The sequence below is a fragment of the Albidovulum sediminicola genome, from assembly GCF_025751575.1.
Classification (GTDB): domain Bacteria; phylum Pseudomonadota; class Alphaproteobacteria; order Rhodobacterales; family Rhodobacteraceae; genus Albidovulum; species Albidovulum sediminicola.
Window position 1 is genome coordinate 36,535 of the sequence record NZ_JAOWLA010000020.1, and the last position, 23,232, is coordinate 59,766.

At 64.6% G+C, this 23,232-nt stretch carries 21 protein-coding genes, 1 tRNA gene and 6 pseudogenes; 11 read left to right on the plus strand and 17 right to left on the minus strand.

Annotated elements, in window-relative coordinates; genetic code table 11:
• Positions 1-135 precede the first annotated feature (135 nt).
• Complete coding sequence (locus OE647_RS17615; RefSeq protein ID WP_263723079.1) at positions 136-966, plus strand: 2OG-Fe(II) oxygenase; 831 nt, start codon at positions 136-138, stop codon at positions 964-966.
• Between the two features lie 63 nt (positions 967-1,029).
• Here the strand turns inward: OE647_RS17615 and OE647_RS17620 are convergent, their stop codons facing one another.
• The 10 genes from OE647_RS17620 to OE647_RS17665 all read right to left on the minus strand — a co-directional run bounded on the left by OE647_RS17620 (position 1,030) and on the right by OE647_RS17665 (position 10,033).
• Positions 1,030-1,359 carry a YegP family protein gene (locus OE647_RS17620; RefSeq protein ID WP_263723080.1) on the minus strand — a complete coding sequence of 110 codons (330 nt, stop codon included), beginning with the start codon at positions 1,357-1,359 and terminating at the stop codon, positions 1,030-1,032.
• Between the two features lie 171 nt (positions 1,360-1,530).
• Positions 1,531-2,538, minus strand: a complete 1,008-nt coding sequence (locus OE647_RS17625; RefSeq protein WP_263723081.1) for a ligand-gated ion channel — start codon at positions 2,536-2,538, stop codon at positions 1,531-1,533.
• Positions 2,539-2,658: 120 nt separating this feature from the next.
• Entirely contained in the window at positions 2,659-3,414 is a 756-nt protein-coding gene (locus tag OE647_RS17630) for a class II aldolase and adducin N-terminal domain-containing protein (RefSeq protein ID WP_263723082.1), read from the minus strand.
• Positions 3,415-3,494: 80 nt separating this feature from the next.
• Positions 3,495-4,433 carry an AEC family transporter gene (locus OE647_RS17635; protein WP_263723083.1) on the minus strand — a complete coding sequence of 313 codons (939 nt, stop codon included), beginning with the start codon at positions 4,431-4,433 and terminating at the stop codon, positions 3,495-3,497.
• 3 nt (positions 4,434-4,436) lie between these two features.
• Positions 4,437-5,234 (minus strand): MBL fold metallo-hydrolase, encoded by a 798-nt coding sequence (locus OE647_RS17640; RefSeq protein WP_263723084.1) that lies wholly within the window; start codon positions 5,232-5,234, stop codon positions 4,437-4,439.
• Position 5,235: 1 nt separating this feature from the next.
• Positions 5,236-6,057 carry a TatD family hydrolase gene (locus tag OE647_RS17645; RefSeq protein WP_263723085.1) on the minus strand — a complete coding sequence of 274 codons (822 nt, stop codon included), beginning with the start codon at positions 6,055-6,057 and terminating at the stop codon, positions 5,236-5,238.
• Between the two features lie 7 nt (positions 6,058-6,064).
• Complete coding sequence (locus OE647_RS17650; RefSeq protein WP_263723086.1) at positions 6,065-7,195, minus strand: DNA polymerase III subunit delta'; 1,131 nt, start codon at positions 7,193-7,195, stop codon at positions 6,065-6,067.
• Entirely contained in the window at positions 7,192-7,818 is a 627-nt protein-coding gene (gene tmk / locus OE647_RS17655; protein ID WP_263723087.1) for a dTMP kinase, read from the minus strand. Before tmk ends, OE647_RS17650 begins: the two co-directional genes overlap by 4 nt.
• Before the next feature lie 8 nt (positions 7,819-7,826).
• Positions 7,827-8,987 (minus strand): D-alanyl-D-alanine carboxypeptidase family protein, encoded by a 1,161-nt coding sequence (locus OE647_RS17660; protein ID WP_263723088.1) that lies wholly within the window; start codon positions 8,985-8,987, stop codon positions 7,827-7,829.
• A 17-nt stretch (positions 8,988-9,004) separates the two neighbouring features.
• Positions 9,005-10,033 (minus strand): SPOR domain-containing protein, encoded by a 1,029-nt coding sequence (locus tag OE647_RS17665; RefSeq protein ID WP_263723089.1) that lies wholly within the window; start codon positions 10,031-10,033, stop codon positions 9,005-9,007.
• A 272-nt stretch (positions 10,034-10,305) separates the two neighbouring features.
• Between OE647_RS17665 and OE647_RS17670 the strand changes: the two genes are divergently transcribed.
• Both OE647_RS17670 and OE647_RS17675 read left to right on the plus strand, forming a co-directional pair.
• Positions 10,306-10,393, plus strand: a tRNA-Ser gene (locus OE647_RS17670).
• Positions 10,394-10,757: 364 nt separating this feature from the next.
• Positions 10,758-11,429: pseudogene (locus tag OE647_RS17675) on the plus strand (helix-turn-helix domain-containing protein); the annotation flags it as partial.
• Positions 11,430-11,488: 59 nt separating this feature from the next.
• On the opposite strand, the pseudogene OE647_RS17680 reads toward OE647_RS17675, so the two are convergent.
• Positions 11,489-11,866, minus strand: a pseudogene (locus tag OE647_RS17680) (DUF3987 domain-containing protein); the annotation flags it as partial.
• On the opposite strand from OE647_RS17680, the pseudogene OE647_RS17685 reads away from it, so the two are divergent.
• Positions 11,789-12,428, plus strand: a pseudogene (locus OE647_RS17685) (IS6 family transposase); the annotation flags it as partial. The pseudogenes OE647_RS17680 and OE647_RS17685 sit on opposite strands and share 78 nt — an antisense overlap.
• Positions 12,429-12,483: 55 nt before the next feature.
• On the opposite strand, the gene OE647_RS17690 reads toward OE647_RS17685, so the two are convergent.
• The 3 genes from OE647_RS17690 to OE647_RS17700 form a co-directional block, all read right to left on the minus strand.
• Complete coding sequence (locus OE647_RS17690) at positions 12,484-12,768, minus strand: c-type cytochrome (protein WP_318527965.1); 285 nt, start codon at positions 12,766-12,768, stop codon at positions 12,484-12,486.
• 125 nt (positions 12,769-12,893) lie between these two features.
• Entirely contained in the window at positions 12,894-13,295 is a 402-nt protein-coding gene (gene cueR, locus OE647_RS17695; RefSeq protein ID WP_263723091.1) for a Cu(I)-responsive transcriptional regulator, read from the minus strand.
• A 16-nt stretch (positions 13,296-13,311) separates the two neighbouring features.
• Positions 13,312-13,668, minus strand: coding sequence for an SHOCT domain-containing protein (locus OE647_RS17700; protein ID WP_263723092.1), 357 nt, complete (start codon positions 13,666-13,668; stop codon positions 13,312-13,314).
• Positions 13,669-13,815: 147 nt separating this feature from the next.
• On the opposite strand from OE647_RS17700, the gene OE647_RS17705 reads away from it, so the two are divergent.
• The 4 genes and pseudogenes from OE647_RS17705 (at position 13,816) to OE647_RS17720 (ending at position 19,284) form a co-directional block, all read left to right on the plus strand.
• The gene (locus OE647_RS17705) at positions 13,816-16,182 is read left to right on the plus strand and encodes a heavy metal translocating P-type ATPase (RefSeq protein WP_263723093.1); all 2,367 of its coding nucleotides are present in this window, start codon (positions 13,816-13,818) and stop codon (positions 16,180-16,182) included.
• 48 nt (positions 16,183-16,230) lie between these two features.
• On the plus strand, positions 16,231-17,730 hold the full coding sequence (locus tag OE647_RS17710) for a multicopper oxidase family protein (protein ID WP_263723094.1): 1,500 nt from the start codon (positions 16,231-16,233) through the stop codon (positions 17,728-17,730).
• Positions 17,727-18,176, plus strand: coding sequence for a c-type cytochrome (locus OE647_RS17715; protein WP_263723095.1), 450 nt, complete (start codon positions 17,727-17,729; stop codon positions 18,174-18,176). Before OE647_RS17710 ends, OE647_RS17715 begins: the two co-directional genes overlap by 4 nt.
• Before the next feature lie 70 nt (positions 18,177-18,246).
• Positions 18,247-19,284, plus strand: a pseudogene (locus OE647_RS17720) (integrase core domain-containing protein).
• 142 nt (positions 19,285-19,426) lie between these two features.
• Here OE647_RS17720 and OE647_RS17725 read toward each other — a convergent pair.
• Together OE647_RS17725 and OE647_RS17730 are read right to left on the minus strand one after the other, a co-directional pair.
• Positions 19,427-20,068 carry a LuxR C-terminal-related transcriptional regulator gene (locus OE647_RS17725; protein ID WP_263723096.1) on the minus strand — a complete coding sequence of 214 codons (642 nt, stop codon included), beginning with the start codon at positions 20,066-20,068 and terminating at the stop codon, positions 19,427-19,429.
• Positions 20,065-21,495, minus strand: coding sequence for a sensor histidine kinase (locus OE647_RS17730; protein WP_263723097.1), 1,431 nt, complete (start codon positions 21,493-21,495; stop codon positions 20,065-20,067). The genes OE647_RS17725 and OE647_RS17730 overlap by 4 nt, the downstream gene beginning before the upstream one ends.
• A gap of 229 nt (positions 21,496-21,724) precedes the next feature.
• On the opposite strand from OE647_RS17730, the gene OE647_RS17735 reads away from it, so the two are divergent.
• The gene (locus tag OE647_RS17735) at positions 21,725-22,042 is read left to right on the plus strand and encodes a hypothetical protein (protein ID WP_263723098.1); all 318 of its coding nucleotides are present in this window, start codon (positions 21,725-21,727) and stop codon (positions 22,040-22,042) included.
• A gap of 197 nt (positions 22,043-22,239) precedes the next feature.
• Here OE647_RS17735 and OE647_RS17740 read toward each other — a convergent pair whose 3' ends face one another.
• Positions 22,240-22,380: a hypothetical protein gene (locus tag OE647_RS17740; RefSeq protein ID WP_263723099.1), complete on the minus strand. Its 141-nt coding sequence runs from the start codon at positions 22,378-22,380 to the stop codon at positions 22,240-22,242.
• Positions 22,381-22,668: 288 nt separating this feature from the next.
• Here OE647_RS17740 and OE647_RS20245 point away from each other — a divergent pair.
• A pseudogene (locus tag OE647_RS20245) lies at positions 22,669-22,821 on the plus strand (IS6 family transposase); the annotation flags it as partial.
• A 77-nt stretch (positions 22,822-22,898) separates the two neighbouring features.
• A pseudogene (locus OE647_RS20250) lies at positions 22,899-22,982 on the plus strand (IS6 family transposase); the annotation flags it as partial.
• Between the last annotated feature and the right edge of the window lie 250 nt (positions 22,983-23,232).

The following is a 23,232-nucleotide window of genomic DNA, read 5'->3' on the forward strand; positions in this document are numbered from 1 at the left end:
GATCCCCGCCGTATCCGGAAATTCAATGAGGGGGCGAGATCAATCGCCCCCTTTTTGTGCCTTGGTTCATGACAATGCCAAGCGCGGGCGCCATGATAGGCTCAACTGTGCAGTAACCATCGGTTGGAGTTTGTCATGGCAGGCGCCGTCTACCCGCTTGATCCCGAAACGCTCGTCGCCTCGTCCGAGGCTGCTAAGGAAGCCGCGAAACCTTTCGCGGCGGCCTACCAGGGCGCGAAGCCCTACAACCACGGCGCTTTCGAGAACTTCCTGCCGCCCGAGATCCTCGAACGGGTGCGAGAAGAGTTGAAATCCCTGCCCGAGGCCGAAGAAAGCTTTGACCGCGCGCAGGAGAAGCTGAAGTTCAGCTATCTACCCGAACGGCTGCCCCCCTACACGCGCGCGCTCTTCCACGCGCTGAACTCCCGCGCGTTCATCCTGTTCCTGGAGGAGCTGACCGGCATCACGGGCCTGATCCCCGACCCCTACTACATGGGCGGCGGCATCCACGTCGTCCGCAACGGTGGGCACCTCGACATTCATGCCGACTTCAACCACCACGGCAAGATGAACCTGGAGCGGCGGCTCAACGTGCTCATCTACCTCAACAAGGACTGGAAGGAGGAATGGGGCGGGTCGTTCGAGATCTGGGACAACGAGATGCAGAACAAGATCCGCAGCTTTGTTCCGCTTTTCAACCGCATGGTGTGCTTCTCGACGGCGTCGGACACCTGGCACGGCAACCCGGAACCGGTGAACTCGCCAAATGGCGAGCCGCGCATGTCGATCGCGCTTTACTACTACACCGCCACCTGGGGGCCGCATCGCAAGGGGCACACGACGCTCTTCCGCCCGCGTCCGGGGACACATGACAAGGCTGACCGCTCCGTGGCCAGCATGCAGTTCTGGCAAGACATCCTGCCGCCCGCGCTATTCCGGCGGATCGTCTGGAAGATCTGGGGCTGACCCCGCCCAAGGGGGCGGAGCCAGAACGGCAAACGCGCGCCGGGGCCCGGCGCGCTTTATGGCTCAGACTTCGACCATCTCCGCCTCGGGCGCGTTCTTCTTGACCGACTCGATGCCGTTCTCGCGCGAGCCTTCGCTTTCGTAGCTTTCGCTTGTGCCGATCACCTGGCCATTCGTGGCCTTGAGGTTGAACATATGCTTTCCGGCCTTGGTTTCCTTGCGCTCGTACCGCGCATCCACGGGGCCGTTCCGCCGGACCGAGTCGATACCGTTCCGGGCGCTGGCCTTGGTCTTGTACCCTTCGCTGGCCAGGATCACCTGGCCGTTGCCCGCCTTCAGGCGGAACCGGAACTCTCCGCCCTTGTCCCGGTAAAGCTCGAACTTGCCTGCCATCGCAGTTCCTCCCTGGTAACTCCGTTCACCTGCTTCCCCCGTCCGGCATCCCCGGTCCAGGTTTCCACAGACGCAACACTGCGTCACTCGGCGGAACTTGGCAACCCGGATGGCCGCCCGCGCCCGTGCTTTCGGCATGGGTGGGCGAAACGTCGCGCCGCCACCCGGTACTCAGGCGAGGTTCAGCAGCATGACCAATGCGTTCAGTGCCAAGTAAGCCACGGCAACGACGACGAGCGACCAGTTGTCGAGGCTGACGGACGCCTCGTCGCGCCCCGCGTAACGCAGCCTGAGCGACCAGATGGAGATGAACACGGTCAGGAAGATCGCGCCAACCGCGATCAGGTTGATCTGTTCGGCGAGCGTGATGTTCGTGGTCTCCGGCAGGCTGTCCGAAATGACGAAGGCGTTGGCGGAGGCGGCGAAGATCGAGCCGACCCCCATGCCGAAGCGCGCATCGAGGTCATCCGACTTGACCTTGAAGGCCAGCAGGCCAAGGACCACCGACAGAAGCGAGATCCAGAACAGCTTGAACAGCGGCGCCACGCTCGTCCGTTCAAGCGAGATGGGAACCGAGAAGCGGGAATATTTCGCCTCGGTCTCACCGGAGCTCTGGTAGCCGTAATTGGTCGGATAGGCGTGAATGTCCGTCGCCGGACGGCCCAGCACGACCTGCCAGCCCGCGACATCCACTTTCGGGTCAAGTTCGGTGCCAGCGTCTGGCATGTAGATAAGGTGCGACGCCTCAAGCTCGGCATCCTCGATCTCGATCGACAGCAGGTGATCGTCCAGCGGGAACTTTCGCACATCGAAATCGTGGTAGATCGTGCCCTGCACCCGCACGGCGGCGTAATTGTATCCGTTGTCGTTCAGCACGTCGGTATCGGAGCGGTTCGAAATCACCCCGTTGGCCAGTTCGAAGGTCTGATCGGGGCGCACGCCCGCCCCCTGCCAGCGGAACCAGATCCAGAAATCCGCGTCGAAACTGCCGTCGCGCGGCGACACGTTGGTCAGGCGCAGGACATAGATCCCGGTCTGGACCTCAGTGAGCGTGTCACCAAGCGTCGCGGCCCCATCGACTAGGCTCGACGCCCCGTCCGATTGCGCGCCGCCGGTTGACGGCAGGCCAAGTGCTGCGACCCAGACCAACAGACAAGCGAGCAGACGCCTGAACCACATGAAACTCCCCCCGACCGCTCTCATGGCGATGCTTATCGAGGTGCAAGTAAACCGAGCGTCAATGCATTTTCAAGCGCGATGACGGGCGCCGGATGGCGCCCGGGGCGGTCATCAGTCCTGTCAGCTTGCGTAGCTGCTGCCCTCGGCGTCCAGAATGGCCTTGATCTCTCGCAGATGCGCCTCGGCCTGGCCGGGATAATCCTCAAGTTCCTGCGCGGTCTTCTCGGCGACCTCATGGCTGAGGACACGCAGCGGCCGCCCGGTCTGAAGCGCGCGGATATAGGTCTCTGCCGCGCGTTCGAAATAATAGAGCCGGTTGAAGGCGTCCGCCGGATCGCTGCCGATCACCAGAACGCCGTGGTTGCCCATGATCATCACCTTGATCTTCGGGTCCGACAGCATGGAGGCGCAGCGCATCCCCTCCGACTCGAACGCCAGCCCGCCGAAGTTCGCATCGACGACGTAACGGCCGTAGAAGGTCGCGGTGTTCTGGTCGATCGGGGGCAGCGTGCTGTCGGCAAGGCTCGCCAGGACCGTCGCATGGATCGAGTGCACATGCATGACGCAGCGTGCATGCGGGCAGAGCCGATGAACGGAGCCGTGCAGCCCCCAGGCCGTCGGGTCCGGCGCGTTGGGGCCCGACAGGGTGGTCGGATCGTTGGCGTCGAGCAGAAGCAGGTTCGAGGCCGTGATGCGTGAAAAATGCATTTGGTTGGCATTCATCAGGAACTGCGTTCCATCGTCATTCACGGCAAGGCTGAAGTGGTTGGCGACGCCCTCGTGCATGTTCAGACGCTCGGTCCAGCGGAAGGTGGCGGCCAGGTCCACGCGTTCCTGCCAATGCCCGATGTTGGTCTTGAGTTTCGTCACGCTCATGCCGGCCTCCCCGTTGGTTGGCCTCAGTCTGGGACAAGCGCCCGCCGAAGGCCATGCGGAAACCGACAGGAAAGGTCGCTTCAAGGCAGAATGGAAAGCCAGAACCAAACGGTGAGAAGCGCAAGCCCGGTGCCGATCAGGACCGAGGATGCCGCCACCCGGCGCGCCGCGCCATACATGGAGGAGAAGAGGAAAGCATTGATCCCCGGCGCGGCGGAGGCGGTGACGACGGCGGAGCGCAACTGATCCACGCTCAGGTCAAAGACGAAATGCCCGAGCCCCCAGGCGATGGCCGGATGCACGATCAGCGACAGGAAACTCACCATCAGGATCGTCGGAACGTCACCCTCGGGCCGATAGCGAACAAGGACCCCGCCGAGGCCGAAAAGCGCGGCCGGCAGCGCGGCGCGCGCCATCATCCCGGCGGCCGCCATCACCGGTTCGGGCATCGGGATGCGGGCAAGGTTGACGATCAGCCCCAGCGAGATCCCGATCACCAGCGGATTGCGTAAGAGCGAGCCGCCGATCTGGCGCGCCACGCGGCGCGCCGGAAGGCCGCTGCCGTGGCTGCGCGCGAACTCCATCGCCGTCACCCCCAGCGCGTAGAGCGTCGGCGCATGGACCGAGATGATCGCGAAATTGCCCGCCAGCGCCTCCGTGCCATAGGCGCGCTCCATGATCGGAAGGCCAAGAAGCAGCGTGTTGGAGAAAAGGCAAACGAACCCGATCGCGACGGCATCGACCGGATCGCGGCCAAAGAGCCTGCGGGCGCCGGCATAGCCCAATACGAAGCTGACGATGGCGCCGGTGTAGAACGAGGCCAGCAGGCCCAGGTCGAACTCCGCCCCCAGGTCGAGGCGCGCGATGGACTGAAAAAGCAGGCAGGGCACCGCGAAAGTCTGGGCGAAGGTCATCACACCATCGACCGCGCCATCCCGGATCCAGCGGCGCCAGTTGGCGAGGTAACCGAACCCGATCAGGAGGAAGACCGGCAGGATGACCTCGAACAGGGCCTGCAAGGATCAGACCTCGTACTCGACGGTCATTCCGTCATAGGCCACATCGACATGGCCGGGGGTTTCGGCCGCAAGGGTGGCATAGTCCAGGTCGATGTGCATGTTGGTCAAGATCGCACGGCGTGGCGCGGCGCGGGCGATCCAGTCCAGCGCCTTGTCGAGGTGAATATGCGTCGGGTGGGGCTTGCGCCGAAGCGCGTCCAGCACCCAGCAGTCAAGCCCCTGAAGCGCACCCCAGGCATCCTCGTCCATGTCGGAAACATCGGGCAGGTAGGCCAGCCCGGCGATGCGAAAGCCCAACGCATCCATCGCCCCGTGTTCGACCCGGAAGGGCGTCAGCGCGATGGGCCCGCCCGCACCTTCGATGGCAAAGGACCCACGAATGGTGTGCATGTCGCAGATCGGCGGGTAGGACGACCCCTCGGGCTGGACGAAGGCATAGCCGAAGCGCGAGATCAGCGCGTCCTGCGTGGGGGCGTCGGCCCAGACCGCCATGCGGCGGCGGGTGTTGAACACGATCTGGCGGATGTCGTCGATGCCGTGGACATGGTCGGCGTGGGCGTGGGTGTAAACCACGGCGTCCAGTTCGCCGATCCCGGTCGCCAGAAGCTGTTCGCGCATGTCGGGCGAGGTGTCGATCAGCACCCGCGTGATCCCGCCTTCTTCGATCCGCTCGACCAGCATGGAACAGCGGCTGCGGCGGTTCCGGGGGTTCGTCGGGTCGCAGTCGCCCCAGAGCCCGCCCAGACGCGGCACGCCGCCGGAGGAGCCGCAGCCCAGGATCGTGAAGCGAAGCAGCGCCATCTCAGGCGGCCCCGGCAAGCGAGCCGCCCCGGGCGGCCTTGGCGAAGAGCCGTTCGAAATTCCGTTCCGTCTGCGCCGCGAAGTCGGCGAGGCTGAGCCCGAAGACCTCGGCCCCGACCTTGGCGGTATGGGCGGTGTAGGCCGGCTCGTTGCGCTTGCCCCGGTGTGGGGGCGGCGCGAGGTAGGGCGCGTCGGTCTCCAAAAGGATGCGATCCACGGGCGCGGCCGCGAAGATGTCGCGCAGCTCCTGGCTTTTCGGGAAGGCCGCGATCCCGGACATCGACAGGTAGAAGCCAAGATCCAGCGCGGCGCGCGCGAGTCCCGCCCCCGAGGAAAAGCAATGCATGACGCAGGAATAGGCGCCGGCGCGGTGCTCCTCGTCCAGGATGCGGGCCATGTCCTCGTCCGCATCGCGGGCATGGATGATCAGCGGCAGGCCGGTTTCGCGCGCCGCCGCGATGTGAATGCGCAGCGAGGTCTTCTGCACCTCGGCGCTTTCGGCGGTGTAGTGGTAGTCGAGCCCGGTTTCCCCGATGCCCACGAACTTCGGATGCCGCGCCAGCGCCACCAGGTCCTCGACCGTCGCCAGCGGCTCTTCGGCGGCGCTCATCGGGTGGGTTCCGGCGGCGTAGAACACGCCCTCATGCGCCTCGGCGATCGCGCGCACCCTCGGCTCGTTCCTGAGACGGGTGCAGATCGTCACCATCCGGTGCACACCCGCCGCGCGCGCCCGCTCGACGATCTCGGCCTGCTGCCCCTCGAAATCGGGGAAGTCGAGGTGACAGTGGCTGTCGGTGATCCTGGGGGGCGTGGAAAGGGTCATGGCTGCCTCATCGCGCGGCAAGCCTGCCTGCCGTCTCGTCGATCTTGAGGATCATATCGAGGAGAAGCGCGCCGGGGTCAAGGTTCACCGCCCGCCCGTGACGTGCCCGCGCGCCAAGGCTTTGGTGCAGCTCCGCCCAGGCGCGGCCCGCAAGCGGGGCCGGCGACAGGCGCGCCAGAAGCGCTGCTTCACCTGCTGCTGCCTCAGGGATCGGGGCGCCAGCGACGCCCGCGCGCGCGAGCCGTGACAGGAACAGGTCCATGAGGGTCAGCAAAAGGTCGAACCGCGCCTCGGCCGCGCGTCCACCGGCGCTGTCGGCGAGCCGCGCGGCCGCCAGCCGATCAAGCTGCGGCACCCCCTGAAACAGCGCGACGATCTGCGCATAGGCCTCGATCCCGTCGAGGTTCACAAGACGCACCGCCTCGCCCACCGAACCGCCCGACAGGGCCGCCAGCGCATCGGCGGCCTCGGTCTCGGAGCCTGCGGCAGTCAGCGCCTCGGCCAGGTCGGCGGGCGCGAGGGGGACAAGCCGCAACTCCCGGCAGCGCGAGCGGATCGTCGGCAAGAGGCCGGAGGGCTGATGCGCCACCAGCAGGATCGTCACCCCCGCAGGCGGCTCCTCCAGCAGCTTCAGAAGCGCGTTGGCCGCGCTGGTGTTCATCTCGTCGGCGGCGTCCACGATGACCACGCGCCGCCCGCCATCGGCGGAGGAAAGCGACAGAAAGCCCTTGAGCCGCCGCACCTCGTCCACGGTAATGACGGTCTTCAGCCGCTTCTTTTCTTCATCCCAAGCGCGGCGCAGGGCGAAAAGCCGCCCCTCCGATCCCGCCAGAAGGCGCCGCGCCACGGGGTGGTCCGGCGCGATGTCGAGCGTCTCCGGCGCGACCGGCGCATCGCCGAAAAGGCCGCCCCCGGTATCCTCCGGCGTCGCCAGCAGGAAGCGCGCGATACGCCAGGCCAAAGTGGCCTTGCCGACGCCCCGCGGCCCGGTCAGAAGCCAGCCGTGATGCAGGCGCCCGCTGTTGAAGACATCGAGGAATGCACGTTCCGCCGCGCCCTGCCCTATCAGTCGCGCGGTTTCGCGCGGATGCGGCGCGCCCTCGACGCGGTCCGGTTCGGGAAGCCCCTCGTCGCTCATGCCCGTGCCGTCCAGGCCAGCGACTTGCGCGCGATCGCCGCGACGTCGGCCGCTACGGCCTCCTGCGCGCGGTCGCCGTCGATCAGCTGGCAGCGGCCGGGAAATTCCCGCGCCAGCGCCAGGAAGCCGTCGCGCATGCGGGCCTGCAAACCCTCGCCAAAGTCCTCGAACCGCTCCTCATGCCCGTTACGGGCCTTGGCGCGGGCGAGCCCCTTGGCCGGGTCCATGTCGATGATGAAAGTCAGGTCGGGCTCGCGCGCGATCATGAGCGCGTGCAGCTGGTCCACGATCCCGCGCAGGTCACCGCGCGACAGACCCTGATACATCCGCGTCGAATCCGCGAAACGGTCGGTGATCACGATCTTGCCCGCGGCAAGCGCCGGCAGGATCGTGCGCTCCATGTGATCGCGCCGCGCGGCGGTGAACAGAAGGATCTCCGTCTCCGCCGACCAGCGGTCGGGATCGCCCTCAAGCACCAGGCGGCGGATTTCCTCGGCTCCCGGGCTTCCGCCGGGCTCACGCGTCAGGACAACATCGCGCCCCTCCGCCCGCAGCGCATCGGCCAAGAGCCGCGCCTGCGTGGATTTTCCCGAACCGTCAATACCCTCGAAGCTGATGAACATCGGTCCGGTCAGTCGGCGAATTCAGCCATGGCGCGGGCCGCGAGGATCTCGAACGCGGTTCTGAGCCGCGTCGAGAACCCGCCTTTCGGAACCGCTTCCTCCGCGACAAGCGGCACCGACACCGGTGCGCGCCCCGGAATCTCGATCGTCATGTCGGCAAGCTTCTGGCCCGCCGCGACCGGCGCCTCGACCGGCCCGGTATAGGCGACTTCGGCCTTCAGCGTGTCCTGGGCGAGCGAGGGAAGCAGCAGCGTCAGGTCCTCGCCCACGACCAGCCCGACCTGCGACTTCGCCCCAAGCCAGACCGGCGCGTCCGCGATCCGCGCACCCTGCTTGGCGACGGTCTTCTGGATGAACTCGCGAAAGGCCCAGGACACGATACGCTCCGCCTCCTCGGCGCGCTGGCGCTCGTCGGCAAGGCCCGAGACCGCGAAGACGATGCGGCGCCCGTTCTGGACCGCCGATCCGACGAGGCCATAGCCCGCCTCCTCGGTATGGCCGGTCTTGAGCCCGTCCGCGCCGATCCCAAGCTTCAGAAGCGGGTTGCGGTTGTGGCGGTTGTCCGGCGCGCGGTTGTCGAAAGGAAACTCCTGAATCGCGAAGTAGCCGTAGTATTCCGGGAATTCGGTGATCAGCCGCACGGCCAGCCGGCCCAGGTCATGCATGCTCATCCGCTGGTTCGGGTGCGGCCACCCCGAGGAGTTGGCGAAGGTCGAATGCTCCATGCCCAGCGCCTTCGCGCGTTCGTTCATCTTGCGGGCAAAGTCCTCCTCGGTTCCCGCGAGCCCCTCGGCAACGACCACGCAGGCGTCGTTGCCCGACAGAACCACGATTCCCTTGATCAGGTCCTCGACCGACGGCCGGTCGGTCTCGTTGAGGAACATGGTCGACCCGCCCATGTTCTTGGCGCGCGTCGAAACCGCGAAACGGTCCTCGAGCGAAACGCGCCCGTCGCGCAGCGCCTCGAAAAGCATGTTGATGGTCATCAGCTTCGACATCGAGGCCGGCGGCACGGGTTCATCGCCGTTCCTGTCCAGTAGCACCGTATCGGTCGTGATGTCATAGACCCAGGCGTTGCGCGCGCGTGTCTCGAAGGCATCACCCGGGCCGCCGACAAGGATGCTGGCCAGCGCGATGACGATCAGGAGCAGGCTGCGAAGGGGTATCATCTCGGGTCCTTTCAAGTTCAGCCGCCAACCGCGAAGGCATCGGGATATCCGGCGGCCTTCACGCGCTCCAGAAGCGCGTCGCGTTCCGCTGCACTCAGCGCCGGGCCGACGATGACCCGCCAGGTTGGGGTGGCCTCCTCGCCAGCCTTGCGGACCACGGCCGACAGCCCGGTCTTGGACAAGTCCAGCGCAGCGCGCTTGGCGTTATCCTCGCTGCTGAAGGTGCCGATCTGCACATAGGGCTTCGCGAGCACGCCGGAAAGAGGAGCGCTATCCTGAGCAGGGGCCTCGGCTTTGGGCGCCTCGTCGGCAGGCGCCGCAGCGGGCGCAGGCGCCGCGTCGGCCTTCGGGGCCTCGGGCTTCTGCTCCGCCGCCTTCGGGGCAACGACCGCAGCGTCCATCTTGGCGGGCTTTGCGGGCTTCTTCGCCTTTTCCTCGGAGGCGGCGGGCACGGGCTCCGCGGCCTTGGTCTTGGCTTTGGAAGGCCGCGCCACAGGTTTCGAACCGGCCTCGGCCTTGGCGATCGCGGCGGCAGCCGTCGCGGCAACCGGGTCGATCGCCTTGGTCTCGATGTCAGACGCTGGCGCCGCCTCGGGCTTGGGCTCTTCGGCGACCTCGACCTTGCGCAGCGCGACGATGCTGATCTTGACCGGCTGGCCCGCCAGCGCGCCCAGCGCCACCGCGGCGTCCGAGGACATCTGGATCGACGGGCCGGGAAATTCCCGTTCGCGGCGGTAAAGCGCGCCCTGAACCGACTTGCCGTTCTCCGTGTTGCGGATGATCACCTTCTCGGGCGTCGTGGCGGTGGTATGCGCCACCCAGGTGCCGCCAAGCGAGGGGCGTCCATCCCAAAGCGCCATGTCGGTCAGGCTGAAGGCCTCCGGCGCCTCGCGCTCCTCTTCCCTGACCTTCCTGCTGGCGGGCGGCTGGACCGTGACGGTGGCGTCATCGGACCCGCCGCCAAAGGGCGACGTGCCGCCAACGCAGCCCGATAGCAACACCGCCAACCCCGTCAGGGCGCCCGCAATCCGTACAAACTTCGGCATCCTTGCCCCCATGTCGCGGCCACCTTGCCGGTCCGCCGCCTGCCCGAATTCCCCTCGGCGCGGAGCCTTGCCGTTTCGGCCTTGGTCCGCCCGTTATTCCTTGCCTCGCGCGGCATACTAGCCGCACGGCAGGTGCAAGGAAAGACTGCCGCCAAACGCGGGCGGAAATCGGCCTTTAAGAATCGCCCCGCGCGCACTAAGCCCGTTCAGGACGAGGCAGGCAGGCGCAGACGGAGGCCATCCGGCGGCGCCAAGTCCCGGCCCGTAAACCCGGAAGTGTGGCCGAGTGGTTTAAGGCACTGGTCTTGAAAACCAGCGAACCGAAAGGTTCCGTGGGTTCGAATCCCACCGCTTCCGCCAATAGTTTCAATGAGTTAGCGTCGTTCAGTTCCGCACGTCAAACCCTTCTACAAGTGCGCAACAAACTAGCGTTTTGGGGTTGCGGCAATCGGTCCGTGCGGATTGCATGTAGCAGATTTGTAGCCACAGTGCGCTAGCTGTTCAGTCCCGGCATCCGGTGGATCGGATCGAGGATGAGTCGATCGGGTTCCGAACCACCAGATGTCGGGAATGAATACGGGCCATACTCCCTCGGCGCAGCGCACCACCGCAAACCATTGCAATCGATGAAGATTATTCCGCTCAACACCCGCGCTTTGTAGGACTGTACGGTTAAGCGAGACATCTTCGGCAATCTCCGTTTCGGAGAGGGCGGATGTATTTCATGACCAGCGACCAGCGTGAGATCCGCCGCAAGCTGCGCATTCTTGCGTATGCGGAAGCGACCGGGAATGTCGGCAAGACATGCCGGTACTTTGGGATCGGCCGCGCCAGTTTCTATCGGTGGCGTCAGGTCTATCAGGCTCAGGGAGCAGCCGGACTGCCCGACAAGCGGTCAGTGCCACACATTCATCCCAACAAAACCCCGCCGGCGGTCGCCGAGAAGGTCCTGCACCTTCGGCGCAAGTACCACTTGGGGTCGATCCGCATCGTCTGGTACCTGGAGCGCTATCACGGCATAAATATGTCCGATGCCGGGGTCTACTGAATCCTCAAACGCAATGGGCTGAACCGGCTTCCCAGTGGCACCCGGGTCCGCAAGGTCCACACCAAACGCTACAACAAGCAGGTTCCAGGGCATCACATCCAGATGGACGTCACGTTCCTGACTTTCATCGGGAAAGGCGGCGAGAAGATCAGGCGGTTCCAATTCACGGCAATCGACGATGCCACCCGCATTCGCGCCCTCAAGATCTATGAACGCCACACCGAGGCGAATGCCATAGACTTCGTCGACCATGTGATCGGAACCTTCCCGTTCCGCATCCGCGAGATCCGGACCGATAACGGCCGTGAGTTCCAGTCCAAGTTCCACTGGCATGTCGAGGACAAGGGCACCGGATCGGGCCAGAACGACAGGAAGCGCGCCAAGAGCCCGTCATCATCCGAGCCGGTCAGAAGGGATTTGAGGCGATCCGGTTGAATGCCGCCGGTCGCGCCGATGGCAAGGCGGTCGATATGGACCGGCTCGCGGCCCATCCGTTCGACCGTGTAGGCGCGCCCGCCAAAGGCTTCGAGCCAGAACGGCCGATCCGAGTCGCCGCCTGCGTAACGGGTCATACCTTGCAGCCAGCCCGCCAGTTCATCGCGGGCCAGTAACGTGCCGCGCGGTTGGCGCGAGAGGATCACGGCCGGACGTTCCACCGTTCCATCCGCGATGCTCAGGCGTGGCGCGAGATCATCTGCCTGGCGGTGATGATGTACGTGCGCTTCCCGCTCTCGCTCCGTAACGTCGAGGACCTGCTGTATGAGCTTGGCATCGACATAAGCCATGAACCGGCCCGGTTCTGGTGGCAGCGTTTCGGACCGATGTTCGCCGCCGATATCCGTCCGAAACGTGCCGAGTGCTTGCGTTCTGGGCCGCCATGGCAATGGCATCTCGACGAGATGTTTGTGAAGATCAACGGCGAGCCCCACTATCTCTGGCGGGCGTCGATCATGAGGGCAAGGTTCCCGAGAGCTTCGTGACCAAGACGCGTGACAAGAAGGCGGCTTTGAAACTCCTCAAGAAATCAATGAAGCGCTACGGTCGACCGCACATTTTCGTCAGCGACAAACTGCGCTCCTATAGCGCCGAATTGAAGGAGGCCGGTGCGGCGGGCCTGGTCGCTGGTTCAACAATCGGGCGGAGAATTCGCACCTGCGATTGCGACGACGAGAACGGGCAATGCAGCGGTTTCGACGGGTGCGCAGTCTGCAGATGTTCGCCGCCGTCCACGCCTCCGTCGACAACCATTTCAACTTGGAGCGTAGCTTCTACTCGAGAATAAATTTCAGGAAGAACCGCGCCGCCGCTCTCGCCGAGTGGCGCGATCTTTGCGCGGCACAAGAGGCAGTATCACCGTTCAGGCAGAGGCCAGTTCGAGCTCGGCTGACACCACCGAGTATTCTTATTGGATGCCGTTGGCGCGCTGCAGAGCGCGGATGTAGGTCACGATTTTCAGGACATCCTGATCGGTGACGCCCTGAACCGGCGGCATGTTTCCGAATTGCCAGTGATGCGCCCGAACGCCCTGGTGCGCGGCAATGACGAAGGCCATGTCGCCGTGATGCTTCGGTTCATAGATGCGGCTGAGGAATGGCGGCCCCTTGTCAGTGCCGATTCCGTTAGGTCCGTGGCAGGCGGCGCAATTGGCGTTGAAGAGATCCTGTCCCGCCGTTTCCTCGGCGGTCAAGGGTGGCACGACCACCGTAACCTGTGCGGTTCCGGCCTGAGGTTCTTGCGCCCTTGGCGTCAGCAGCCACACGCCACCCGCAATCACGGCAATGGATGCCGCCCCGAGGGCAACTGTCCGGGCCTTCAGGTGTCGCTCCCTTCTTCGCCTGCCAGATCGTCGAGGATCGGGCAGTCGGGACGGGCATCGCCGTGGCATCGGCCGACGAGATGCTTGAGCGTAGCCTGCATCGCCTGAAGTTCGGCAATCTTGGCGGCGATCCGTTCCAGATGCTGCTCGGCGACGCGCTTCACGTCGGCGCTGCTGCGGGCGTGGTCGGACCAGAGTGACAAGAGCGTGCGGCATTCCTCGATCGTGAAGCCGAGCGAGCGCGCGCGGCTCAGGAACTTGAGCTTGTGCGCATCGGTCTCGCTGAACGCACGGTAGCCGTTCGCGCCGCGCGCAGGGCGAACCAGCGCGATGTCCTCGTAATACCTGATCGTCTTTGCCGGCAGGCCGCTCGCCTCGGCAACTTCTCCGATGTTCATGTCTGTGTCTTCTCCGTCAGTCTTCGAGCGTCTTCCTGGCGGCCGCAAATTCCTCCGCGGTCATTTCGCCCTTGGCAAAGCGCTCACGCAGGATCGCCAGCGAACGGTCGCCGCCGGGATGGTGCGCGCCGGTCACATGAAATTGACCAGCACCAAGCAGCCGGGCAATCAGCACGACGGCGCCCACAAGGAGGGCGAAGAAGATCACCATCATGATTGGCCCGAAGACCCACCCGCCCCAGTTCATCATGCCGTAATGGCCGTAGAACTGGCCGTCAGACGGATCAGCGAAGGCAATTTGTGGCGTCATAAGCGCTGCGGCGGAAATGGTTGCCGCCTTCACGGGGAGCGAACTACGGGATCGCGATGTCATGATTTTCTCCTGCTTCGCGGGGGCGCTCCCCACTTCTTCACCCCCACATAGCCCTTCCAGTAACCGGAAGGTCAAGTGAGGATGAGGCATTGACCTTCCAGTTACTGGAAGCACTATCTGATCGGCAACCACCGACAGGAGCGCGCCATGGCAGAGCACAGTCACGATCACCACGACCATTCGAGCCATGATCATGATCGCCAGAAGAACGGCGACAAGGCGGATGGACCCAAGGCAAAGGATCCCGTCTGCGGCATGTTCGTGACGATCCGGCCCGAGGCGCGCAGCCGGGAACAGGGCGGTGAAACCTTCTATTTCTGCTCGGACAATTGCGTGGCAAAGTTCGAGGCCGATCCCTGGTTCTATGCCTCGGGCAACGCTGCCAAGCTTGGCAAGCGGGCACCCAAGGGCACGCAGTGGACGTGCCCCATGCACCCGGAGATCGTCCGCGACGCGCCAGGCGCCTGTCCCATCTGCGGCATGGCACTGGAGCCGATGGTTCCCTCGGACGAGCCGAGCCCCGAACTGACCGACTTCACTCTTCGCATGTGGATCAGCGCGGCGGCGGCCGTGCCGCTGGTAATCCTGACCATGGGCGGTCTGGTCGGGTTGCCGGTGCGCGACTGGATCGGGCACCAGGCGTCGGTTTGGCTGGAGTTCGTTCTGGCGACTCCCATCGTCCTCTGGGCTGCGCTGCCGTTCTTCCAACGCGGTCTGGATTCCTTGCGCAACCGCTCGCCCAACATGTGGACGCTGATCTCGCTCGGTGTCGGGGCGGCCTATCTCTATTCGCTGGTCGCGACCTTCCTGCCGGGGGTGTTCCCAGAGCAATACCGGATGGGTGGTACGGTTGGCACCTACTACGAAGCCTCGGTCGTCATCGTCGCCCTGATCTTCGTCGGGCAGGTGCTCGAACTGCGTGCCCGCGAACGGACGGGTGACGCGATCCGTGCACTCATGGACCTCGCACCGAAGACTGCGCGCCGCATCCTGGCGGATGGATCGGAATATGACGCACCCTTGGAAAACGTCGTGGCGGGGGATCTCTTGCGGGTTCGTCCAGGCGACTCCGTGCCGGTCGATGCCGAGGTGGTCGCGGGCCACAGCGCGGTGGACGAGAGCATGATCACGGGCGAGCCAGTGCCGGTCGAGAAGGTGTCGGGCGACAAGGTGACGGGCGGCACGATCAACAAGAACGGCACGCTGGCGATCCGCGCCACGGCCGTCGGCGCCGATACGGTCCTGTCGCAGATCGTCGAGATGGTGGCCGGCGCTCGTCGCTCGCGCGCGCCGATCCAGGGGCTGGCCGACAGGGTTTCGGCGATCTTCGTGCCGACGGTTGTCGGCGTGGCCGTGTTGGCCTTTCTCGCTTGGTTGTTCCTCGGCCCAAACCCTGCATTTGTCTTCGCCATAGCGGCGGCGGTTTCGGTGCTGATCATCGCCTGTCCCTGTGCGCTGGGGCTCGCCACGCCGATCTCGATCACCACCGCGGCAGGGCGCGGGGCGCAGGCGGGCGTGCTGGTCAAGGACGCCGAGGCGCTGGAGCATATGGCGCGCGTCGATACGCTGATTGTGGACAAGACCGGGACGCTGACCGAGGGCAAGCCGAAGCTGACCGATGTCGTCGGGCTTGGGGACCTAACGGAAGCCGATGTGCTTCGCTTCGCCGCCTCGCTGGAACGCGGCTCCGAGCATCCGCTGGCAGAGGCCATTGTCGAGGGGGCAAGATCGCGCGGCGTGAAACCGGAGAATGTCACCGGGTTCGAGGCGGTCACCGGCAAGGGGGTCACCGGCAAGGTCAGCGGACAGACCGTCGCGCTTGGCAACGCGGCCCTGATGCAGATGGCTGGAATTGCGGTCGAAGCCGCTGAGGCAAACGCAGATGCGCTGCGCGCCGACGGCAAGACAGCCATGTTCGTCGCAGTGGACGGCACACTTGCCGGCATCGTTGCCGTCGCCGACCCGATCAAGGAAACCACCGCCGCCGCGATCCGCGATCTGCACGCACAGGGGCTCAAGGTCATCATGGCGACCGGCGACAACCAGCGCACGGCACAGGCCGTGGCCGCAAAACTTGGCATCGACGAGGTGCGCGCCGGGATGCTGCCCGAGGGCAAGAAGGCGCTGATCGACGACCTGCGGGCGAAGGGCGCGAAGATTGCCATGGCGGGTGACGGCGTGAACGACGCCCCCGCGCTCGCCGCCGCCGATGTCGGCATTGCCATGGGAACGGGTGCCGATGTGGCTGTGGAAAGTGCGGGGTTGACGCTGCTCGGCGGCGATCTCACGGGCATCGTGCGCGCCCGCAAGCTGGCAATAGGCACGCTCGGCAACATCAAGCAGAACCTGTTCTTCGCCTTCGTCTACAACGCCGCCGGCGTTCCGATCGCGGCGGGAATTCTCTACCCCGTCTTCGGGGTCGTCCTGTCGCCGATGATCGCGGCGGCGGCGATGTCCATGTCTTCGGTCTCTGTAATCGCCAACGCGCTCAGGCTGCGACGGCTGAAACTCTGAAACACTCAAACAAGCAACCAATCTCAACCCTCCTCTGGAAACCCAAAGATGCCTCTTATAACCCGTCGCAATTTTATGGCTGGCACCGCGGCCGCAACCGGCCTCGCCTTGATTTCCGCGCCGCTCCCCGCGACAGCACGCGCAGCGGGCGGTGTCCTGTCCTTGCGCGCCACGCGCCGCACGCTCGATATCGGCGGCCGCGCCGCCAGCGTGCTTGGCCTGCTTGACGCACAGGGGCGGTCCGGGCTGGTGCTCGATCCGGGCCAGCGGTTCCGCGTCGATCTGGCCAACGATCTGGATGTCGAGACCATCGTCCATTGGCACGGGCAGATCCCGCCCAATGCCCAGGACGGGGTGCCCAACACCAATCCGTTGCTGGCGGCCGGTGCCAGCCGGTCCTTCGACTATGACCCGCATCCCGGCACCTATTGGATGCACGCGCATGTCCCGGCACAGGAGGTTGACCTGCTGGCCGCACCGCTGATCGTGCGCAGCGCCGAGGACGTGGCGGCCGACCGGCAGGAGGTGGTGATGTTCCTGCACGACCTCTCCTTCCGTCCGGGCGAGGAGGTGCTCGACACCATCAGCCGGGGCATGGCGATGGATCACGGCACGGTGCAACAGGGCAGCCAGGCAATGTCGGGGATGAGCGAGATGCCCGGCATGGGCAACATGGGGGGCATGAACCATGGGGCGATGGGGGCAATGCCGGGTATGGGCGGGATGTCCATGGACCTGAACGACTTTGAGTTCGACGCCTATGTAGCCAACGATCGCACGCTGGACGACCCCGAAGTGGTTCCGGTCGAAAACGGCGGTCGCGTGCTTTTGCGCGTCGTGAACGCCTCTTCGATGACCGTCTATTGGATCGACACGGGCGAGATCGAGGGCCGCCTCGTCGCCGTTGATGGTCACTCAGTGCAGCCATTGACCGGGCGTCACTTCGGCATCGCGATGGCGCAAAGGCTCGATATCGAACTGACACTGCCGGCCGATGGCATGGCGCGCCCGATCCTTGCCTTGCGCGAAGGCGCGCGCGAGCGGTCAGGGATCGTCCTCGCGCCCTCGGGTGCCGCTGTCCCGCGCCTTGCCCTGCTGTCGGACGCCGAGCATCCGGCCTTTTCCGGTGACCCGACGCAGGAACTGGCCCTGCGCGCGGCCAATCCCTTGTCCGACCGCGCGCCTGATCGTTCGCATATGGTCATTCTGTCCGGCGCGATGATGCCCTATGTCTGGACGATCAACGGCCAGACTTGGGGCAGCCATACACCGATTGCCGTCAAGACCGGCGAGCGGGTCGAGATGATGTTCCACAACATGTCGATGATGGCGCATCCGATGCACCTGCATGGGCATGTCTTCCAGGTCGTCGGCGTGAATGGCCAGCGCTTCGCCGGTGCGATGCGGGACACGGTGCACGTTCCGGCCATGGGGTCGGTCACGATCGCCTTCGACGCCGGCGAGGTCGCGCCCTGGATGCTGCATTGCCACCATATGGCGCACATGGCGACGGGCATGATGACGGAACTGGGTGTCCAGTCCGCATGAGTGCGGTTCGAGTCACCACGGTTCTTGCTGCCGCCGCTGTTCTCGCGGCGGCAGGCTTTGCGTGGCGCGCAAATGAAAAATCAAGTGCAGCGACGTCGGCGCAACTTGCGCGCGGAGCCGCGGTCTACGCCGCCGCTTGCGCTTCCTGCCACGGCACCAATCTGGAAGGTCAACCACACTGGCGCTCGCCCGGGCCGGATGGCCGACTGCCGGCGCCGCCACATGACGAGACCGGTCACACCTGGCACCATTCCGATCAGCTCCTGCTCGACATTATGACACGCGGAACGGCGGCGGTGATTGGCGGCAGCTACGCGAGCAACATGCCGGGCTTTGGAGATCCCTACTCTGAGGCGGACTTGCGAGCGGTGCTTGAGTGGCTAAAATCCCGCTGGCCCGAGCGGGAACGTTCGTATCAGCGAGAGGCTAATGGCGGCGACAGCTAGGAGCCGAGCTAGCCATGTACGCCGACTGCTGGTAGCGAAGCGGCTACGCGGAGCGGTGGAGATGGGATGGATGCCGCTCTCCCCTGGCGGCATCGCGATATGCCGAACTCGTGGTATCGGCGTAGAAGCTGTAGGAGAGGGCATCCATGGGAAAGGTTGCCATCATCGGCGTCGATCTGGCAAAAACGTGTTCCAGGTCCACGGGGCGGCAGCGGACGGGTCCGTCCTGTTCCGCGAGAAGCTGTCGCGACCGCAGTTCGCCCGGTTCATTGCGGACCAGCCGCCGTTCCTGGTTGCGATGGAGGCCTGCGCCAGCGCGCACCACTGGGCGCGTGAGATGGCGCGACACGGGCATGAGGTTCGGCTGATTGCGCCGCATTACGTCAAGCCGTTCCTGAAACGGCAGAAGAACGATGCGGCCGATGCCGAGGCGATTACCGAGGCGCTGCGACCCGCGATGCGCTTTGTCGAACCGAAATCCGCGGATCAGCAAGCCCGGGCGGTGGCGTTCCGGACGCGCGAGCGACTCGTGAAGCAGCGCACGGAAGCCGTGAACGCGCTCAGGTCGCACCTCGATGAGTTCGGGCACACTACGTCCGAAGGTATCGGCCATGTGCCGCGCCTCGCGAAGGTCTTCGACGATCCCGAGAACGACGTACCGGAACTCGCCCGGGACATCTGCCGCCCGTTCCGCCTGCTGAACGTCTTGGATGATTTTAACCGCGAGGACCTGGGCAGCGCGATCGACTTCTCGCTACCTGCCGAGCGGGTCGTCCGGGCGCTGAACCAGATCATCGAATGGCGCGGTGCGCCTCGAACCATTCGCATCGACAACGGCCCGGAATACATCAGCGGCACCCTCATGGAATGGGCCGAGCACAAGGGCATCGCCCTGGCCCACATCCAACCGGGCAAACCCCAGCAGAACGCTTATGTCGAGCGTTACAACCGGACAATCCGGCACGAATGGCTGGACCTCGATATCTTCGAGACGATCAAAGCGGTGTAGCAGAGTGCCACCGAGTGGCTCTGGTCCTGCAACAATGAGCGCGCCAACATGGGCAACGGCGGGATGACACCCGCCCAGAAACTGAAATCGGCCGCGTAAATTCTACGACCAAGCCACCGCAAAAATGGGGGAAATACCCAGCTCTGCGGGCCAAGCTGAGACGGGTTCGAATTCGTCTGGCTGCAGCGTTACGCGTCGAGGTTCCCGTTCGTGCATGCTGCGTGGGCTTGTATCCAAGCGTTCATAATCCCAGATCACGCGCTCGAATTGCGGCCTCGACACGATTACGAACGTTCAATTTCTGAAGGATATTGGTCATGTAATGCTTCACCGTCTTTTCCTGCAGATCGAGTTCACGCCCGACTTCCTTGTTGCTGAGGCCCCTGGACACCAACCGCAGTATGGTTTCTTCACGCTCGCTTAGCCCTTCCGACAGCGCCTGATGGCTGAGCGCGTCGGTGGATTGCATTGCGGTCAACACCCTTGCCGCAAGCGCGGGCGAAACGTATGACCCACCGCCCGCAATGATCAGCAGCACGCGCGCGAGCTCGGTCGAGTCCACGCCCTTAAGCACATATCCGCGCGCGCCGGCCTTCAGCGCAGCGAACAAGTCGTCATCGCTTTCCGACACGGTCAGCATGACGGTAGCGACAGCCGGAAACCGCCGACCGATTTCCGCCGCGGCCGACAGGCCGGAGCCCGGCATGGAAATGTCCAGCAAGGCGAGGTCGGGCAGATGGCGCTCTGTGGCGCTTATCGCCTCGTCAGCAGTTCCGACACCGGCAAGCACATCGAACCCGCCGTGTTCTTCAAGCGACTTGATGACGCCACCTCGGAACAGTGGGTGATCGTCAGCCACCACGATGCCAACGCCGTCTGTCACGACCAGCCATCGCGGGAGAGCGTCAGGGTCAGCCGCGTACCGAGACCGGGGTGCGATTCAACCGAAAACTCTCCGCCGATACTTTCGATCCGCTGTCGCAGACCACTGAGTCCCAGCCCCCCGATATTGGTCTCGCCCGGAACGAAACCGGGACCATTGTCGGTCACCGACACGGTGACGCTACCGGGGTCGAGCCGCGCCTCGACAACCTGGCCCTTGCCGCCCGCGTGACGAAACCCGTTCATCAGCCCTTCCTGCAGAAAGCGATAAAGGCAGATTAGGATCGGATGCGGCGCCGTCAAGCCAAGCGCCTTGCCAGACGAAAAGCGGCGGCCAACCTGCACCCGGGTCCGCCTTTCGTGCATGCCAATCGCCATTTCCAACGTTTCCGCAATCGTGCGCCCTTCGAGTTCCGGAAGCGCCAGTCCATGACACAGGTTGCGGACGTCGCGCAGCGCGTCGTCGAGCGTATCTTTCAATTCCTGTGCCTCGTGCTGCGATTCAGCCGTTGAAGCGCGGCGAACCAGCGAGGCAAACCGGAGCGAGGCAAGCGCAAGAGCTTGCGCCGGCCCGTCATGCAATTCGGCACTGACGCGGCGCATATAGCGTTCGTTGATTTCCGTCGCGCGCAATGTCGCAACGCGGGCGCGTTCGCGAAGCCCGGCGTTCTGTGTCGAAATTCGCGACAACTCGTCCAATCGGGCGCTGAGTTCGCGGTTTTGCCGCGCGATGGTCAGGCCGCCTACGCGGACGATTCCGAACAAGGCAAGAAAAGTCGCGGCTGTGACCGCGGCAACGGCTGACCATGCTTCCAGTCTGGCCGCGCGCAGGTCGCTCATCAATTGCGACGCGTCAAGATAGACTTCAGCCACCGCGATGACCTCGCCGGTATGGATGGAGTGTATTGGATTGTAGACTTCCAGCAGCGGCAGGCCGGCCAGCCGCTCGCGCAAGTTCTCGGAATCCTCCAGTTCGTCGAACGAAGCGCTAAGCTCGCCCTTCCAGGCGCGCTTCAAGTCTTCACCCGGCTCAAAGGTTCGCCCGATCAGATCGCTGTCCGTGCTGTAGGCAAGAAACCCGCCCTTCCGCCAGATCTTGGAGGAGTAGATTTGCTCGGAGAGCGGCGGCCCGCTCAGCATCCGGTCCAAGCGGGCGATGGTTTCGGGCGACAGCGCAGCCGAGGCGACCAGTTCCTGCGACAGCGGCGCGATAAAGCTTTCCATATAGACCGCGCTCGAGATCGCCGAGTTACGGACGACACTCGACTGGATGCGCGAACTGACGAGATGCCCGATCACGAGCATCCCGATAAGGGTAACGACGCTACCGGTCAGCGCGAACTTGTGATGCAGCAACATCGCCGCCCGGCGTGGCCCGGGCCGCGGTGGCGTCGTTGCTCGGGAATCGAGTGCATCAGCTATGGCCATGATCCATTCCAGACTTTCACCTTAATATGGCCGATCGCGAGGGTGTGCGCCAAGCAGTGATGCGGGTTTCAGACCTTGGTCTGATCGCGGCACCGGACCATCGTGTGCCGTCTTTGTCAGACCGATGGCCAAGGCCGGCACGCAGTGGTCCGCCCCCCATAGATCGGTGCGGCGGAACCCCGATAGTTAGGCCATCGGGCGGTGGAGCCCACGCATGGAGGAGAAACCTATGAAACTGACCTACACGCTTTCGCTACTGGCTCTCTGCGCCGGAACCGGCCTCGCCCTTCCCGCCGCGCCGGCACACGCCTCGACGCCGACCTTCACCATTGGCGGCCCTGACCTGCCGCAGCCGCTGCACCGCCGCGGTGCCGATGACCCGGCAGGTGACGACCGTGGTCGCGGCAGGGGCAGCGATGACGGTGCGAACCATGCCTCGGGCCCCGTCCTCGACGGCGTGCAGATGGCGCGGCGCGGTGCCGACGACCCCGCAGGTGACGACCGCGGCCGCGGCAGGGGCAGCGATGACGGCGCGAACCACGCCTGACGTTGCAGATCGATTTGCGGCGGGCGCGATGCAAACTTGCCCCGCCGCGACACCTCCAGCTTAGCCTCAGATGGGGTATTCGGTTTGTGCCGCCTTCCCGACGATGCGTTCGTTCAGGTGCTGCGCCGCTAGCTGATGGCGGATGTGGTCGGTGTGAAGCAGCGACAAGCATCAGGGAAAAGGCACAACGTGAGGCCCTACGCCGAATCGGATGTCTCGTTGGCCCGCGTTACCGCCAATCTCTCGACGGCGACGTGCCGCCGGCGCGGCGCCACTGCGAATGCGGCAGCCTTCTCGCCCCTGATCGTGCCGATCTTGGGCACTTCGACGATCAGCATCGCGCTGGCATCCTGCAAGGCCGCATTCGACTGTTCGAGACGATGAAGAGAGGCGGTGCCGACAGGCGAAGAAGCATGGCCATGCCACAAGGGTCAGACGTAGCGCACCACCCCTGACCGGTGCCCGTGACGGGGCAAACCAAGCAGATCACAGATACAGAAGGGTCAGGACCCATTGAACTTGTGCCCTCGGCTGCCGTTTCTGCGTGAGTCAAGCTCCCGAACTGACGGGGCTCTGTCAAACAAACTGGGCTTGAGCCCGGGCAGGGCGCTGGCTTGCGTCCGATCATGACCAAACCCAACTCGTTCAAGTACTTTAAGACGTCGCCTGAGATCATCCGTCTGGCGGTAATTCTGTATTTCCGGTTCCCGGTTTCGCTGCGGAACGCCGAGGATCTGCTCCACCGGCGGAGGATTGATGTCAGCCATGAAGCGGTCAGGTAGTGGCGGTATCGGTTTGGGGCGATGTTCGCCTCGGATATCCGGAAGCGACGGATCGAGAGCATGAAAGCGAGTTGCATTGCCTTTGGCGCGCTGTGGGGCACGAGGACGAGGTGCTCGAAAGCTTCGTCACCAAGGCCCGCAGCAAGAAAGCCGCGCTCAACTGAGGTGCTCCCCGTCCCTTGGGCATTTTCCGGGTTGCTTCAAGCTACTCTCTGCCCCTTCTGGTCGGTTTTGATCTGGTCGAAGTAGACCACGGTGGGCGACATGAGGCCTCTGGTGGTTGGACTTGCCCGACTTTTATGGAGAGCGTTTAGCTCACTTCCCGGGCTTTTCGCTCGAAGGCGATGGGGCTCTGGAAGCCGAGCGATGAATGCCGCCTGACGGGATTGTAGAACCCGTCGATGTATC

What these genes read in the sequence shown, in the direction of transcription:
- OE647_RS17730 (WP_263723097.1), bottom strand. Translation starts at nt 21,495, where the DNA reads ATGGCCATAGCTGATGCACTCGATTCCCGAGCAACGACGCCACCGCGG.
- OE647_RS17665 (WP_263723089.1), bottom strand. Translation starts at nt 10,033, where the DNA reads ATGCCGAAGTTTGTACGGATTGCGGGCGCCCTGACGGGGTTGGCGGTG.
- OE647_RS17630 (WP_263723082.1), bottom strand. Translation starts at nt 3,414, where the DNA reads ATGAGCGTGACGAAACTCAAGACCAACATCGGGCATTGGCAGGAACGC.
- OE647_RS17615 (WP_263723079.1), top strand. Translation starts at nt 136, where the DNA reads ATGGCAGGCGCCGTCTACCCGCTTGATCCCGAAACGCTCGTCGCCTCG.
- OE647_RS17660 (WP_263723088.1), bottom strand. Translation starts at nt 8,987, where the DNA reads ATGATACCCCTTCGCAGCCTGCTCCTGATCGTCATCGCGCTGGCCAGC.
- tmk (WP_263723087.1), bottom strand. Translation starts at nt 7,818, where the DNA reads ATGTTCATCAGCTTCGAGGGTATTGACGGTTCGGGAAAATCCACGCAG.
- OE647_RS17625 (WP_263723081.1), bottom strand. Translation starts at nt 2,538, where the DNA reads ATGTGGTTCAGGCGTCTGCTCGCTTGTCTGTTGGTCTGGGTCGCAGCA.
- OE647_RS17645 (WP_263723085.1), bottom strand. Translation starts at nt 6,057, where the DNA reads ATGACCCTTTCCACGCCCCCCAGGATCACCGACAGCCACTGTCACCTC.
- cueR (WP_263723091.1), bottom strand. Translation starts at nt 13,295, where the DNA reads ATGAACATCGGAGAAGTTGCCGAGGCGAGCGGCCTGCCGGCAAAGACG.
- OE647_RS17710 (WP_263723094.1), top strand. Translation starts at nt 16,231, where the DNA reads ATGCCTCTTATAACCCGTCGCAATTTTATGGCTGGCACCGCGGCCGCA.
- OE647_RS17700 (WP_263723092.1), bottom strand. Translation starts at nt 13,668, where the DNA reads ATGACATCGCGATCCCGTAGTTCGCTCCCCGTGAAGGCGGCAACCATT.
- OE647_RS17740 (WP_263723099.1), bottom strand. Translation starts at nt 22,380, where the DNA reads ATGCTGATCGTCGAAGTGCCCAAGATCGGCACGATCAGGGGCGAGAAG.
- OE647_RS17620 (WP_263723080.1), bottom strand. Translation starts at nt 1,359, where the DNA reads ATGGCAGGCAAGTTCGAGCTTTACCGGGACAAGGGCGGAGAGTTCCGG.
- OE647_RS17735 (WP_263723098.1), top strand. Translation starts at nt 21,725, where the DNA reads ATGAAACTGACCTACACGCTTTCGCTACTGGCTCTCTGCGCCGGAACC.
- OE647_RS17715 (WP_263723095.1), top strand. Translation starts at nt 17,727, where the DNA reads ATGAGTGCGGTTCGAGTCACCACGGTTCTTGCTGCCGCCGCTGTTCTC.
- OE647_RS17650 (WP_263723086.1), bottom strand. Translation starts at nt 7,195, where the DNA reads ATGAGCGACGAGGGGCTTCCCGAACCGGACCGCGTCGAGGGCGCGCCG.
- OE647_RS17640 (WP_263723084.1), bottom strand. Translation starts at nt 5,234, where the DNA reads ATGGCGCTGCTTCGCTTCACGATCCTGGGCTGCGGCTCCTCCGGCGGC.
- OE647_RS17705 (WP_263723093.1), top strand. Translation starts at nt 13,816, where the DNA reads ATGGCAGAGCACAGTCACGATCACCACGACCATTCGAGCCATGATCAT.